The following is a 14,837-nucleotide window of genomic DNA, read 5'->3' as shown; positions in this document are numbered from 1 at the left end:
CCTCGCGCTGAACCTGGCTCCGGTGGGAGCTTAATCGAAAATTGCCGCTCTCATGTTGCTGCAAAACTTTTCCATCGTAAATTCGCTGAGAATCAGACTCCGGTGCGTCTCCAACAAGTCGGCATTCGCGCTCTTTCGGACGCGTCGCAGAGTCTCGATTAAAGCGGCGCAGTTTCCGAACGGGAATAGCCATTCCTGAGGCAGGAGATCGGCCATTCCGTCCGTATTGGAAGCGACGATCGGGAGTCTGTACGACATAGCCTCCAGCATCACCAATGGAACCCCTTCAAATCTCGAGGGAATCAAAAGCAGGTCGATGCCAGCATAGACCTCTGTCGGGTATTGGGGCCAAGGCACAACCTTCACTTGCGGGCATAAATCGAAATCCGCGATCATAGCCTTGAACTTATCTTCATCCGGGCCCTCCCCCACGAAGAGAAACTTAAAGTCGATGAGTTCGTGGCGAAAGCGTGCTATCGCCTTAAGCGCAAAGTCTTGGCCTTTTTGCCTGAAATGAATTCTACCCATGGTTGCGACGAGGCATTCGTCTGTCTTGATGCCATGAAGAGCGCGAAATCCTTGCCGGTCCGATTGCTCAATCGGCGGGCCTTCGACGGCGTTCGGAACTATTACGACATTGGGCGTGGCGCCCCTTTCCCCCAGCGCGCGGCGCGCGCTCTCACTGATGGTAATAATCTTGTCCGGTAAACGATAAAAATAACCGTTGATCGCCTCGCGAATCTTTACCGCGAAAGGCTTGCCGGAAATGGAAACTGGATGAGCGACCGGGAGATAACTGATCGTTCGGTAGCCCGCCCGCTTGGCGGCCAATAAGGCCATACTGCCGCCTTCGATGCGCCCCTGCGCTACTACAACCACATCCGGATGAACCTGCCTCATCACGTTCTTAATATGCCGAATCCTTCCCCAACTGATTAGCGACCGCAGAGCTTGTAAGGTTCTTGCTTTGTAACCTAATGGCATCAAAGAGAGGTTGCTCGAGAATCCCTGGATGACCTCCAACTGTTCTTTTAGACGCTCGTTACCAGCATAGAAAACGAAGGTGACCGTGAGACCGTTTTGTTGACAAAGATGCCGGACCGCCTTGACGGTCATTGCTTCATGCCCCCCAAATTGAGCGGCATCGCTATAGAACAGAACGGACGTCATCCGACGTTTCCTCCGCTAGCGTGAGCAGTTCAAGGCTTTTGATACACCATCGTCACCGAGTGCCCAGCGGGCCGCAGAGCCCTGTCCTGAAGACCGGTCTCGAGAAAAAGCGACAAGAATCGGACGGGGGCCTTAATCAGGATCGAGCTTAAGACGCCATCGAGAGTACGATGGCGGCGTCCCAAGACCCCGTTGAAAGAGTTTTCGATGAGCGTCGTGGAATAACCGCGAATATGCAGGTCGGAAAGCACATCATATCCAATCGCAATCACCTGCAAGTCAAACAATTCGGCCACATGCCCCAGCGCTTTGTCAGTCCAGCGGGTCGCATGGTGAGGCGGCATGTTGAGTACATTGTTGCTCTGTCTTCCCGTGAAGCCGTCTTCCCAGGGAACGGAGCAAATCAGTCTCCCACCCCTCTTCAGACAGCGCAGGGACAATTCAATAAAACTCCTGGTCTCAGGAATATGCTCAAGCACCTGAAACGAACACACCACGTCGTAGCCATTTTCATGGTCCACCGAATGCTCTTCGAGGCTGCGTTTGTGAACCTGGATTCCGCGCTGCCGCGCCTGCTGCGCCGCGGCTTCGCTCAACTCCAGGCCCTCATAGGACTTTGGCTTGATCTTTGCTGAAAATGCCCCCCGGCCGGCGCCCACTTCGAGCACCCGATCTTCGGAAGAAATGTACTGCGCGGCAAACTCGTATTCCGGCTTCTCGACAGCGTAGTACCAATCGAATTTTTGAAGCGACTCGTAGAATCGTTCATCCCCGCTGATCGCCGGCACGTAGAATCTCAGATCGCAAGCGTCACATTTCTTGAGCTCAATCGCCGCCAGCGCAAGGTCTTCCAGGTCGACCTTCACTTGTTTTTGGTAAAGCCGCCGGAGCAAGGCAAAGGGCAGCCTTTCCATTACAGCCGTATTCGACGAGCAACACAATGGACACGCGTCTGGCATTCATCATTTCCTGGAGGCTGCTACGGGGTATTTCTGGAAGAGGTGGACAGCCTCGATCTCCGTTCCCAGATCGGATTCCTAGCAATGATGCCCCAGAAAACTTGAGCATAGATGCGGGCAACATTTCGATATCGTTTCTTGAAGATACTGAGAACTCCCGCGATTGCCACCCGGGCGCCCGCTGCCATGAGCAACAAAAGCGAAACCGCGACGCCTTGAACAATTCCTCCGTGCTTGAGGAAGTGATAGATCGTGCCCCGATTTCCGTGCCAAACGACGATGTAGGGCGCCTGATCCCCGCTTCGCCCGCAAAGATGCACGACTTCCTCATCCCCGAGAAAAACCACGCGGCTGCCTGTTTCCTTCACTCGAATACAGAGATCGCAAACGTCTTCGATCGTTAGGAAATATTCCGGGTCATAGCCGCCAATGCGCTCGAAGATGTTGCGCCGAATCAACAGGCAGGAGCCGGACACATACAACACGTCCTGCGTTTCGTAGGATGAAAACCGGTCATGCAGCAGCCGGGGCAAGCGATACGGAAGCACGCGCCAAGTCATGACATGACGAATGCCCCAGCGCTTTCTGAAACTCACGAGCGGTTTGCCATCGTCGTACACATTTCTGGGACCGACGACACCAACCTCCGGGTTGCGGTCGAGGAATTGGATCATTCGCTTCAGGCTGTCGTCACGAAACATGGTGTCGGGATTCAGCATGAGAAGGTATTCGCCCCGACACATTCCCATGGGCGTATTGTTTCCCGCCGCCAAGCCGACATTCTCCGGATTCAGAATCGCATGGACATTTTCGTAACGCGCCGCATAGTCGGCGACCACTCGAGGCGTGCTATCCGGAGATGCGTTATCGACCAGAAATACCTCCATCGGCACGGATTGTTCAAACAGCCCCTTCAGGCAGTCGGGCAATTCGTTGCTGGAACGGTAGGTAACAATGATCACCGATACCCGAGGTCGGTCTTTGGGCATGGAGCCCTGAGAATCCGAGCCCTGAATACTTCCTAAAGACTGGCGATTTTCCTCGGCGATCTGATCCAATCTTAAAGTCTGTTTCATAAATGGCTGCGGGGGAATGCCTCTAGCGAGCCACCCCCGTATGAGGGATGGCCCGTTGCCGCAGAACCTCACCCACAGGAGGGAACCTCGGCAGGTGCTTGCTGTCGCAATAACATTATACAAACCAATGCGTAGGCCACCAGGCAACCGACTGCACCGATCGCGATGCTGCGAAGCGGGTTCGTCGGCCAGGAAAGTAAGCGGGCCGCCAGGCATACCACAACAACGGCGGCTGAAGGCACGGCGCTTCGGGCGATCGATATCGCATATTCGGAGAGTCCCAAACCTGTAACGTGATGAATCCGTTCCAACTGCAGTCCGAAACCAACTGTGATCGAGATCAGGCTCGCAAGTTGCGCTCCCAGCGGCCCCAGCCACATTGAAAAAGGATAGACAAGAACAATCATCGTGATAGCCATCGCAGCCACGCATCGGCGATGCAATCCAGGCATCCCCCAGGCGTAGAACACTCCGGTAATTTGGGTATTAGCCAGGCTGATCAGGGCGGCGCATAGCGCGACGAACAAAGGACCGGCAGTTACCGCGTAAGGGCGCCCATAGATGATCGTGAGCACGGGACCTGCACAAAAATACGCAAAGGCCAGGGCGGGCGCGCCCACTGCCGCCACCAGCGATGTGATCCTGATAATGACCCGGTTGGTCCGAGCCTTGTCTTCCTGAATCTGGGACAGAGTGGAAAGAGAAATTTGATAGAGCAAGTTCGAGACAAAGACGACCGGGACCTGCCCCGCGGCAATTCCCATGGTGTAGAGGCCGAGGCGGGCGGCAGACAACAGCTTGCCCAGCACAAATACATCCGTACGCAGGAAGATCAAACTCAAGAGCGGGACGCCAAATACTCCCTTGGAGTATTCAAAAAGATCCTTCAGAGATTTTCTGTCCACATGGAGCGAAGGAAGCCATGGGCAGACGGCATAAGAGAGGACACATCGTGCCGCGCTCTCACTTACCGTTCCAATGACCAGGGCCCAGACATCTCGAATGACAAAACTCAGAACGACCGTGAGCACAACCCCCAGAATGCCGCCCCCGTTCGATATCAGGGCCCAGCGCGAAAACTTCATGTCTTTTATCGCAACATAGGCTCTGGCGCTCATGGCTCCTTCAAGCACCAGTCCTAGAACAGCTATTCTGAGAAGGGGGGTGAGCTCGGGATTCCCATAGAACCTGGCAACCAATGGAGCCGCCAGAGAAAGCGTGGTCCACACCAGGAGGGATCGGATGAACGCCATCCACCATGCCGCATTTACAAACTCGTTCTCCGCCCCTCTGCGATTTTGAACCAAGGCTTCCCGCACTCCAACTTCCGTGAACGCCTGGAGTACAAGACCGGTCGACAGCACGATGGCTACAGTCCCAAATGCAGACGGAGCCAGAAGTCGAACAAGAATCAAGTTGCGTACGAAACGAGCAGCCTGCTCGGCCAGACTACTTGATCCCAGCCAGGCGCCGCCGCGAAGCGCCTTCGCCTTCAGGCTCTTCCCGGTAAGTAATCCACCGATGGATTGCCGAATTCGGGCTTGGATTCCCGCGGCACTTAAGATCTCGGTTTCATTGGACAAAGTCATCGCTTCGTTCGTTTAAGCAAGGACGGGGCAGTTGCGACCGGAGTGTTCGCGGGGTTGGCTTTGGAACGTTGAGCATTCAACGGACTCGTGGAGGAGCCAGCAATTACCGACTTTTCTCCCAAAAAACTCCACTCCAGTCAATCTCTCGCATCGGTTCCGTAATTTTTTGCTCGGTGCGAAAGTCGTCCACAGCCTTTTTACAGGCTGGAATGCATCCATAGTCATCGATAATGACATACCCTCCGGGTGAGACTCTATGGTACAGACTTTGCAAGGCGTCCATGGTCGAGGAATACATGTCGCCGTCCAGGCGCAAGACTGCAAGTTGTTTGATCGGCGCTGTCGGGAGCGTATCTTTAAACCAGCCAGCCAGAAAGCGCACCTGCTCGTCCAGCAATCCGTAACGTGCAAAATTTGTCTTCACTTCTTTCAGTGAGATGCCCAATATGTGACTGGATTCCCAATGCCGATCGCCCTCGTCCTGGGGATATCGTTCATCCGGCTTCGGTAAACCCTGAAACGAGTCCGCGAGCCAAACCACTCTGTTGCGGTCACCGTACACCTTCAAAACGGCTCGCATGAAAATGCTCGCTCCGCCGCGCCATACGCCGGTTTCAATGAGGTCGCCGGGCACATTCCTGCGAATCACTTCGGTAACACAGAACTGTAGATTCTCCAGCCGTTTGAGGCCAACCATCGTATCTGCCTCAGCCGGCCAATCACTTCCCTCTGCCCGTTTCGCCTGATCGAACGGCGCGTAACGAAATAGTTTCAGGTTCAACTTGTCTAAGGCGGGCGTCAGCATCGGGTAAACAGCCCAAGCCACGGGGTGTTCCCGTCTGGAAGGACGTCCCCGGATCTGTCGATATGATTCCGGAAAAATGGACCGCGTTAGACACTGTTTCATCAGGTCCAAATACAGTTGATCTGCACCTTCGGCTTTGATTTCTTCGAGCATCTTTAGTTCAGAACTTTTATGATCGCCTGATACTGTGGGTCGGCTGAACATCCGGCTGAAGCTAAAGTCGATGAGGCAGACCATGAAACTACGCTTGCTCCATGCACGGGAAGAGACACAGTGGAACTGGCAAAGCTGCCGAGGCTGCCATTCGCCGAAATAGTCAGAGTTGGGCCCGCGATGGCACTGTGCACAGTGCCAGTGGGGTCGCTGAAGGAGTAAGTCAGAGTCGCAGTGTTGCTCCCGGCACCGCATCCCACCCCTGCTGTCATCTGGAACAAAGCTAATTCCAACACAATACCGGCATTCGCATTCGGCCAAACCGTATATAGCTGGGTGCTCGCAATTGCCGTTCCGAAATTGGTCGACGCCGTTTCAACGGACTTATTGTAGCCTGTGATCGTGTTGTTCGACCCGAAGTCACTGATCTGTGCGGGGCCGCAGCTCGAATAGCTGCAAATGGAGGCTGAATCCACACGAACGTTAATCGTATCGCCCGTCAGATATACACCGACCGATTGATAATTGGTGGTGGCGGAATTGTCGGTCACGATATTGACGTAAGAACACTGGAGGCAGGCCTGTCCCCCTCTAAATTTAGACATACAGCACTCCGATCCCGGCCCACTGTTGGTTGGGGCTTTCGATGAACTCCTTGTGCCGGTAGCGTTGCTTGACTTCGACCCAGAATTCGTTGACGTGACATTGCGCCTCCGGCGGATGCGGAACGATGTCATGAAAGGCGACCAGGCCGCCGGCTCGTACCAGGGGCGAGTACATCTCGAAATCGCGCTTGACGCCATCATAGCTGTGATCCCCGTCGATAAACAGAAAGTCCAGCTTGGCCGGGCCGAGTTTTTTCGCGACCGTCGATAACGTGGGAGAAGAATGGGAATCGCCGGTGACGATGTCGAGATGCTGGCTCCCTCGCAGAAACGAGTAGTAAATCATTTTGCGAATGCCGCCCAGCCGGCCGCGATACAGATCGAGACTCAGCATGCGGGCGCTGGGATGAGCCAGGCGGCAAAATAAGAAGAGAGTTCCGCCGAGATGAGTGCCAATCTCCATCCCGGTTCGGGGCTCCAGGCTCGCGACCTCCGTTGCCAGCGCAAGCAGTTCGCTGCGTATTTGTAGCGGAGCCAACGGCTGGGCGAGACAGAAGTTCACCAGTTCCTCAGGAGTCGATTGCGGTTTCAGCCCGCGAATAGCAAAGAGGCACTTCGTCCAGGTAACACATCTTTCAGCCAGGTTTGCCATTTGTAGTTGCGGTCAGAGCCGCGCGGGTCGTTCCTCCTGTTTTCAGAATTCTTGCAATTGCCCTGATCTTGTGGCGCGGTTGACACCCAATTGACGCAATACGGCGGGACGATCTAATCCTTGTCCATCTAATCCTTGTCCATCTAATCTTCGTCCATCTAATCTTCGTCCATCTAATCTTCGTCGCCCTTGTGAAACCGGCGAAAAACACTTTCTTTTATCGATTGGACGTTAACTCCAGTTCGAGGCCTCCACGGCAGGTTGCTCCAGATCGTATTCATCACTTCCGTCGCCAACGCCTTACCGGGATCATCCGGATCGATTCGTTGCCATCGGTCGTGCGCCAGAACCCAGAAGATTCCCGCCATAGCAAATACAAAGATGCCGATGCACCCGATTAGAATTCGAGGCGGGAATGACTTGCTCTCGGGGATGTTGCCCTCGTCCAGGACTTTGACGCTCGGCGTCTCCCGCGCCTCTTCCACCTTCGCCATTTCGTATTGCTTGGTCAACGTCTCGAAGACGGCCTCTTCCACTTTAGTGCGACGGTAGAGGTCGGCGTATGCGACTCCGAGAATGGGTAGCTGCCGGATCGATGGATAGAGATCCTCGGTCGATGGGGATGAAGGCGAGGCGTTCGAAGCTGAGGACGATGCAGCCGAGGAATCCTGCCCCCCCAACTTCTGCAACTGCCGTTGGTACTCGTCAATCCTGGCCTGCAACGTGCGCACGCGCACATTGTTTGGGGTATAGATCTGTCGCAGGCCTTCCAGTTGTGTCTGGGCTGCGATGAGCTCGCCCTCCACTTCAGCGGCTGCGCCAATCATCGCCTTGCCCTGTTCTTTCACGTCGATAGCTTCGTTCTTGCTGGCGAAATTGCCGAACTCCTTTTCCGCCACCTCCAGGTCCTGCTGCACCTGCCCCAGCCGCTCTTCCAGAAACACCCTTTCTTTATGCGCCGAGGACGTATTCAGCGTGAGCACGATTCCATCCAACCCGGCGACATATTCTCGCGCCATTTCCGCGGCACGCTGCGCACTGTGGTCGCTCACCGTGATGGTGATAATGTTGCTCTTGCGGTCGGAAGAAATATCGGTCCGTTTTTCCAGGACTTTTCGCGCGTCTTCCCACCGGCGCTCACCATACACCTTACGCAAGTCGAACTTGTTGACCAGACGATCTTGAATCGTCCGGCTATGCAAGACTCCCACAAAAAGATCGCCCGAAGTCTTTAGACCCAACAATTCGCTGCCCATGACCCCCAATTCACTGCCACCCTTGCCTAAGGCAGCCAGCATCGACGCCATGCTCGCACCTGCCTGATCGGGCGGCATGAGGCGGGTCGTCGAGGTATAGCGCACAGGAATCAGAAAGGCAATAATGAGAGATGTAACCAGCCCCACCGCCGCGCACCGGGACACAAACCGACGCTCGCGCCAGATCGACGCCAGTCTGGCGATTCTTCGCGCCTGGTATTGTCCCGCGTCTTCAACCTCGATCGCCAGTTCTTGAGCGAGGTCGGGCTCGTTGAATTTCGGCTGTTGCTTCGTGATTTCCCTGGTCGCCATAAGGTTAACGGCAGCGGCACCGATCAACGGTTGAGCTCATTGGTCTGCACTGCTTTTACGCGAATATCCTTTTGGCCAGAACGACAATTGCAGCGATGAAGTTACATTCGACTGTTTCGTCGCTGCAATCACTGGAAAAGTCCACGCTTCATATTGCACCACGGCGGACAAGCTGAAACTCGATCGAACCCAAAAATCCGCGCGGACACTGCCGTCCGCCAAAGTTCCGCCGTTCGGGATGAACTCATGGCTGACCTTCAGATGCCTGAACTCAAATTGTAGTTTGTTCCGCGGAGTAAACCAATACGAGGTCCATGCCTGCACACCCTGGCCTTCCCGTCCGACCCAATGGCTCATTAAATTGCCCGAATTCGTAAACCCCGAGATCCACGTCGGGTTGTAGTTAAAGAAGCCGGATCCAACGTTTCCGCCAATCGGCGGATCCGTATAAACGCCCTCCGCGCGAAAATCCATCTTGCGCAGCCCGGGCAGCCGGGGAATGTAAATCCCTCCCAGCCAGGCCGCCACATCCGGACCGACGATGGGACTGATCGTATCGTGCTCGGTAAAACCGTCCGCGTAGAAAGTCAGTCCGTGTAAGCGGTAGCTGAAGTCCAGGCCCGACCGGCGGGATCCCGGTTTGTTAGCCGCACCAGGTATCGTTTGATCGGTTGAAAAAACGCTGCGAAGAAACGTGTGCCAGGTCAACGGATACCCCGGTCCCCCATAGTCCGTGGTCCGCGACATGCCGAATTCGAAGTTGGGAGTAGGCTTGAAACTGAATCGCTCGCCATGCGTAATCGGCTGTGGGTGCAGGGATTCCCCATACTGTCCAACCAGGCCCATGGGTGTAAACATGAACTCGTAGCCGGTATGCTGTCCGATGAAGAATTCCACGCGCATTGGTCCAAAAATTCCCAGAAAGCCCGGAAGCTTGAAGGGTGTGACCCGGTTGATGCGGAACATGGTCATGGGATCGGCGTTGTCGCTGATCATCATGCCTCCGCCTTCGTCCGGGCCCCACCAGAGGCTTTGTTTGCCGTAAGAGAACTGCCAATTGGAGACGTTCATTGCGACATACGCGTCTAGCAGCCGGCCACGGTCAATGGCAGATGTTGGTGTATCGGGCGGCACAGGAAACGGCGGCGGGATGATGTCATGAGAGAAGTCCGCGGTCGATATGGCCTCGCGCGCAGCCAGCGGCAGCGCGGGCGCGGACGGCGAATACTGAAATTCGCTGCGAATGTAGCCGGCAAAGGGCCCGTCCGTGGCCCAGGCAGACAGTCCTGAAACGTTGTTGAATCCCCGCTCCTCAGGGCGCCCGAAATCATTGATAACAGTTTGGCCAAAGTGATAACCGTCGGTCAACGGCTGGCCCGCGATTTCTGTACTTCGCGTGTAGGCTGATTCCAATCGCACTTCGGCGTTGTCGCCGCCGCCCAGCAAGCCGAGTTCGTGGCGAAGTTCCCGCCGCAGCTCCTCGTATAAGTGCGCCGCTTCGCTCTCATTCTCTTCGTCGCCGGTAATGCGGTCGCCAGCTTCGCTAAGTTGTCGCGCGCACTCCATGCGCGTCCATGGACGCATTGCCGCAATCCCACTGCCGATGTAGCCCATAGCAGACAGCCGCTCTAATGCAGGATAGATCCAGCTATCCAGAGGAACATAGGGCGAACCCATATCCCTAGCTTGCCAGTGCGATGGGCGATCGGGCCGCAATGCCGCCATCTCCCAATTCCCTCCCGGCAATTCAGGATCGTGGTGATGGCGGTAGACGTACTCGCTGGTCAGATAACCGATGGCCGAGCCCACCAGAACATCCGATGGAAAATGTTGTTTGGCATTAACCCGCGACGCCGCCACCAGCGTGGCCAGTCCATAGGAGAAAAATTTCATGAAGGGGCTGGGATATTCGTGCGCCACAATTCCCGCGATCGAAAAGGCTGCTGCGGCATGCTCAGACGGAAACGACGAACCTCCGCTCCAGAATGGACCCGTGCCGTTGCCGTTGTAGGGGCGCTCGCGTCCGGTAGCATACTTGATTGCTTCCACTGCGGCCCATGCGTCAATCGCTGCTTCGCCGCTCAGAAAGCCGGTTTCGCGCTGATGATCGTTGTGGGTCATCAGCCCCAAAACGTATAGGCCACCTGCGCCCCCGGCCATTGAGTACAAACCGTAGTCGGAAATGTGGCGATAGCGCAGGAGCGTATTGGGATCATTTGAAAGGTGCTTGCTGGTAACACTGTCAGTAACCAACAGTCCCGCCGCAAATCCTCCGAGCGGCACCAGCCACGTGGCGTCCGTGAATCGCGCCCGGAAAGGGCTGGTCCACATGCCAATCTGGTCGTGCAAGAACGCCCGTGGCAGGTTCAACGGTGTATTTCGCGTATCGTTAGGTTGGGGCGCCTCTGGAGAATCGGGTGCACCAGCGGGGTCGTCCGGCTGCGCGGTCGTTGCCGGCTTCTGACTCACGGGTTTCGGATTGACCGCAACAGGCTCCGGGGGAGGGATAGACTGCCCCAACGCGACCGCCGCTGTTGCCAGAAAAAACATCGCCTTGATCCACCCAGATCGCAGAAATCGATTCACGAACTGCCTCAATAGGCCGCAGCGAGAACTATGCTGGTGGCAATTGAACTCAGGACCTGCGCATTCTGGAATAAGGTCTTCCAGATGGGTGGACCACCCAAAGCCTTTTCGGGAACCACAATCAGGTCGCCCGGTTGCAACGCGACACTCAAGCCGTCGCCCGTAATCCAATTGGAACTGCCTTTCCCAATCACGGTGCCGTCGGCGCGAATCACAAAAATTGCCCGCTTGTTCGCCATATTCGTGGGCCCGCCCGCCTGCAACAGATACCATTTGGCACTTCTGCCGGGACGATACGCCACCGCCGTCGGGCCATATACCTGTCCCTGCACCAACACAAAGCTGGGACGCTTCGGAACGATCAGAATGTCACCCCCTCTCATTGTCACATCGCGCGGAGTGTTCTCCCAATTCTTCAGGTTGGTGGAAACCTGAATCGTCACGCGCCCGGTGGGGGGACTACTCGCCAGGTTGTCCAGCGCGGTCTGCCATTGCACCAACCCCGATTCCGCCGACAGTTTCTGGTCCGGGTCGCTCACACTCGTTGCCGTTAATTTCAAAGTCGACTGTTGCGCGCGAATGCGCTGGATCAGCTCCCCATACGATCTTTGCTCCAGCTTCTGAACATCCGGTCGCAGCAATACGGTTCCATACGGATATGCTCCGGGGGCGAAGCCACCCGCTCGCCGCAGCACCGAACTCAGCCGTTCACCAGGGCGAATTCCATAGCTGCCGGCGTGCACAACTTCTCCACGAATCGTGACCGAAGCGCCCAGGTCCTCCCAGCCTGGCCGTTGCCGAATAGAAAGCACATCGCCGTTGTTGAGCGCAGGATCCTTCTCCGGTTCGCCGTGGAGCGCATCCGCGAGCGTGATCACTTCCTGATTCGCCGTCACCTGTTTGGCGTCGTTCCAAACATAGTGAGTAAGATCCGCGGTTTGAATATCGGCACTCTGCTTCAGACCGCCGGCGGCGCGAATCACATCCGATATCCGCATCTCCCCGGTCAACGGGTAGCGTCCCGGCCGCGCCACTTCTCCCTTCACGGATACCGTGGGCGGATCGCTAGCCGCCGCATTCTTGTGGACGAGTACGCGATCCCGCGGGCTCAGGACAATGTTGTCGGCCGGGCTGCCGTCCAGCGCGCTGTCCAACTTGACGTTGAGAATTTTCAGCGTGCTGTCCGGCAAATAGCGAAACACCTGGGCATCGATGGTCGCCGCATCGGGGGTCAGCCCGCCGGCCAGATGAATCGCGTCGCTAAGATGAATATCTCCCGAAGTTCTGTAAGTTCCTGGAACGCGCACATCGCCCAACACCGAGACGGATGGCGGATTCTCGAAATCATAGCGCCCGAAAATCTGAACTGTGTCGAGAGCCTGCAACAATGGCGCTTTGGCGGGATCGGCCAGCGCCTCACCCACATTGAAACTCTGCACCGTCGGACGGAAATCCGGCGAACTCAGGCGGATAATCTCGCCATACTGCACTGCCGGCTCGGGCAGAAGATCTTTGTAGGAACTGATGAGATCGGTTACCCGCATGCCGTCGTGGAACGAATATTTCCCAGGGCGGAGGACGTGGCCCTCCAGGTAGATTGCATTCTGCGTATACGGAGCGATAGGGAAGATCCTGATCTTGTCCCCGTCCTGAATCTGAAATGACTCGAGTCGCTTGGTAGCCTCATCGGTCGAGTCGTCCTGCGAAACGTCGAGACTCAACATTGTCTGCTTCTCGTGAGCCACCAGTCGTTGCACTTCGATGTGCCGCAGCGCCGCGGTTGGCAGCAAACCACCGGCCAGCGCAATCGCATCCGCCAGCGATTTCTCGTCCTTCTGCTCGTAAATGGCGGGGCGCCGCACCATTCCTTCCACCGTGATTTCCGGCCCCAACGGCGGTACCATCACGGTGTCGCCATTTTCCAGGCGTTGGATATCTCCCTTCACTCCGTGCAGCAGCAGGTCGTAGACGTCAACGTCCTGCACCAGTTGATTGCCGCGGTAGTGTTTGACAATCCGCAACGAACCGCGATTGGTCGGCCCCCCCGCCGCGAACAGCGCGTTCAGCGGCGTCGACAGCGAGCCCACATCGTACGCTCCCGCCCGAAGCACGTCTCCCACTACATACACTCGAATCGTTCTCAAACGCGCCAGAGAGACATCGGCCGAGACATCGCGGAACTGCGTACGCAGAACTCGCTGCACCGACTCCTGCACGTCGGCGAGCGACTTCCCCGCGACCATGATGGGTCCCACTTCAGGCAGGCTGATTCTACCTTCGCGATCGACCACGCGATAGAACCGGCGCGAAACGGCTCCCCACAGATCCACCGAAACTCCATCGCCCGATCCCACCACATAATCGGGCCCCGCCGGCAGGTCCATGGGGATCATCTGCAAATCGCGAGTGCCATTCTCGAAAACCTGCATGCCAAAGCGTTCCACCACCGGCGGATGGGCCGCGGCCTGCAAGTACATGTCGTAGAGCGACGGAATGTCGCTATACGGATTTGGACTGCGCACCAACCGTTGGCCCGGACCGCTCCACTGCCTCGCTCGCAGCGCGCTTCCTGGCGCACTGTATCCGGGAACGTCGGATCGAGGCGCGGCGGTGCTCCCGTAGGCGGGATAGAGTCCGTCATTCATGAACGGGTTCGACTGTGATGAATTCAGCTGATCGGCAAAATCCGAATTGAATGAACCTTCATTCTGGGCTCCGCCATTGAGCGATCCGGCACCTAGCGATCCGTCAACGCTTGGGTTCCCATCGGTTCCAAACCTCCCAGACTGCGATGCACTTTGCCCGTTACGCTGTGCCAGACTGCCGTACTGTCCGCCGTCGTCCGATGGCGTATACCCGGAAGAACTTCCCCCAAGGTTGCCGGTTGCCAGCGACTCCGGCGAGTTCTGATCCTGCCCGCTGGTGCGAAGAAGTTCCGTTCCGTTACTGGCCGGCGCCGTTTGCTGAGGTGGAAGATATGGAGCATTCGGATTGACGGGCAGAGTCTGCAGACCTGGAACCGGCCCCTGAGAGCCTTCCGGTTGCTGCCCGGCCGGCTGCGGCGGCGCGGCGGAATTCGTGTTCTGGGTCGCGCAATTGTTAATGCGAGGATCGCATGCGAACCCCCGCCCCGCCTGTTTCACTGCTTCCTGATGAGCCAGGGCGCGGTCCTCTTCCTCATGCTGGGCCATCCATTTCACACGCTCTTGCAGCAGAAGCTCCTGCTCTTTGCCGAGAGCCGACTCGGGATCCATTGCCGGCATCAGATAGCCGTATTTTTGCACCAGAATCGTTACGACGGAGCGAAACTCTACGTCGGTTGCAAGGCGATCGAAAATCGCCTCGTCGGTCAGGTCGGAGTCTGCAATCAGTTGCCCGTGATTGCCCGCGTCGCGCGCGATCCAGCGCTTCAGTTCCACCATCAAACCCGGATCTTTGTGAAGGATACCAATCAACTGGGTCGGCGAGCCCGCAACGCGCGCCAGGTTCTGACGCGCCAAATCAGGAGGCGCCGCCGAAGATCGCTCCCGCGCCTGCCCAGATAGACTCACGCAAGTGATGCCCAGAAAAAGCCAAGCACACAGCACCGCGTTTCGCCCACCGATGGGGATATCGGCCAAGCCAGCCGTTTTGACCGAATTCATTATTTTTCGAATCAAAGAATTGTCTGCGAT

At 56.6% G+C, this 14,837-nt stretch carries 10 protein-coding genes; all 10 read right to left on the bottom strand.

All coding sequences use genetic code 11. The features are described from left to right. Positions 1-30: 30 nt before the first annotated feature. The 10 genes from VGM18_14455 to VGM18_14410 all read right to left on the bottom strand — a co-directional run bounded on the left by VGM18_14455 (position 31) and on the right by VGM18_14410 (position 14,807). On the bottom strand, positions 31-1,170 hold the full coding sequence (locus tag VGM18_14455) for a glycosyltransferase family 4 protein (GenBank protein ID HEY3974204.1): 1,140 nt from the start codon (positions 1,168-1,170) through the stop codon (positions 31-33). Positions 1,171-1,199: 29 nt separating this feature from the next. After that, positions 1,200-2,129, bottom strand: coding sequence for a class I SAM-dependent methyltransferase (locus tag VGM18_14450; protein ID HEY3974203.1), 930 nt, complete (start codon positions 2,127-2,129; stop codon positions 1,200-1,202). A gap of 20 nt (positions 2,130-2,149) precedes the next feature. Continuing rightward, on the bottom strand, positions 2,150-3,205 hold the full coding sequence (locus VGM18_14445; GenBank protein HEY3974202.1) for a glycosyltransferase family 2 protein: 1,056 nt from the start codon (positions 3,203-3,205) through the stop codon (positions 2,150-2,152). 68 nt (positions 3,206-3,273) lie between these two features. Further along, a complete protein-coding gene (locus VGM18_14440) occupies positions 3,274-4,788 on the bottom strand; it encodes an oligosaccharide flippase family protein (protein HEY3974201.1) in 1,515 nt (504 codons plus the stop codon). Positions 4,789-4,897: 109 nt separating this feature from the next. Further along, positions 4,898-5,752, bottom strand: a complete 855-nt coding sequence (locus VGM18_14435; protein ID HEY3974200.1) for a TylF/MycF family methyltransferase — start codon at positions 5,750-5,752, stop codon at positions 4,898-4,900. Between the two features lie 2 nt (positions 5,753-5,754). Beyond that, positions 5,755-6,357 carry a hypothetical protein gene (locus VGM18_14430; protein HEY3974199.1) on the bottom strand — a complete coding sequence of 201 codons (603 nt, stop codon included), beginning with the start codon at positions 6,355-6,357 and terminating at the stop codon, positions 5,755-5,757. Continuing rightward, positions 6,350-7,009, bottom strand: coding sequence for a class I SAM-dependent methyltransferase (locus tag VGM18_14425; protein HEY3974198.1), 660 nt, complete (start codon positions 7,007-7,009; stop codon positions 6,350-6,352). The genes VGM18_14430 and VGM18_14425 overlap by 8 nt, the downstream gene beginning before the upstream one ends. A 173-nt stretch (positions 7,010-7,182) precedes the next feature. Beyond that, positions 7,183-8,577: a Wzz/FepE/Etk N-terminal domain-containing protein gene (locus VGM18_14420; GenBank protein HEY3974197.1), complete on the bottom strand. Its 1,395-nt coding sequence runs from the start codon at positions 8,575-8,577 to the stop codon at positions 7,183-7,185. Positions 8,578-8,613: 36 nt separating this feature from the next. Further along, the gene (locus VGM18_14415) at positions 8,614-11,163 is read right to left on the bottom strand and encodes a capsule assembly Wzi family protein (GenBank protein HEY3974196.1); all 2,550 of its coding nucleotides are present in this window, start codon (positions 11,161-11,163) and stop codon (positions 8,614-8,616) included. Positions 11,164-11,171: 8 nt separating this feature from the next. Beyond that, positions 11,172-14,807: an SLBB domain-containing protein gene (locus VGM18_14410; protein ID HEY3974195.1), complete on the bottom strand. Its 3,636-nt coding sequence runs from the start codon at positions 14,805-14,807 to the stop codon at positions 11,172-11,174. Positions 14,808-14,837: the final 30 nt, after the last annotated feature.

Source organism: Candidatus Sulfotelmatobacter sp., from assembly GCA_036500765.1.
GTDB lineage: Bacteria > Acidobacteriota > Terriglobia > Terriglobales > Acidobacteriaceae > Sulfotelmatobacter.
The sequence above is the reverse complement of the archived record's forward strand: the minus strand, read 5'-3'. Positions and strand labels throughout refer to the sequence as shown.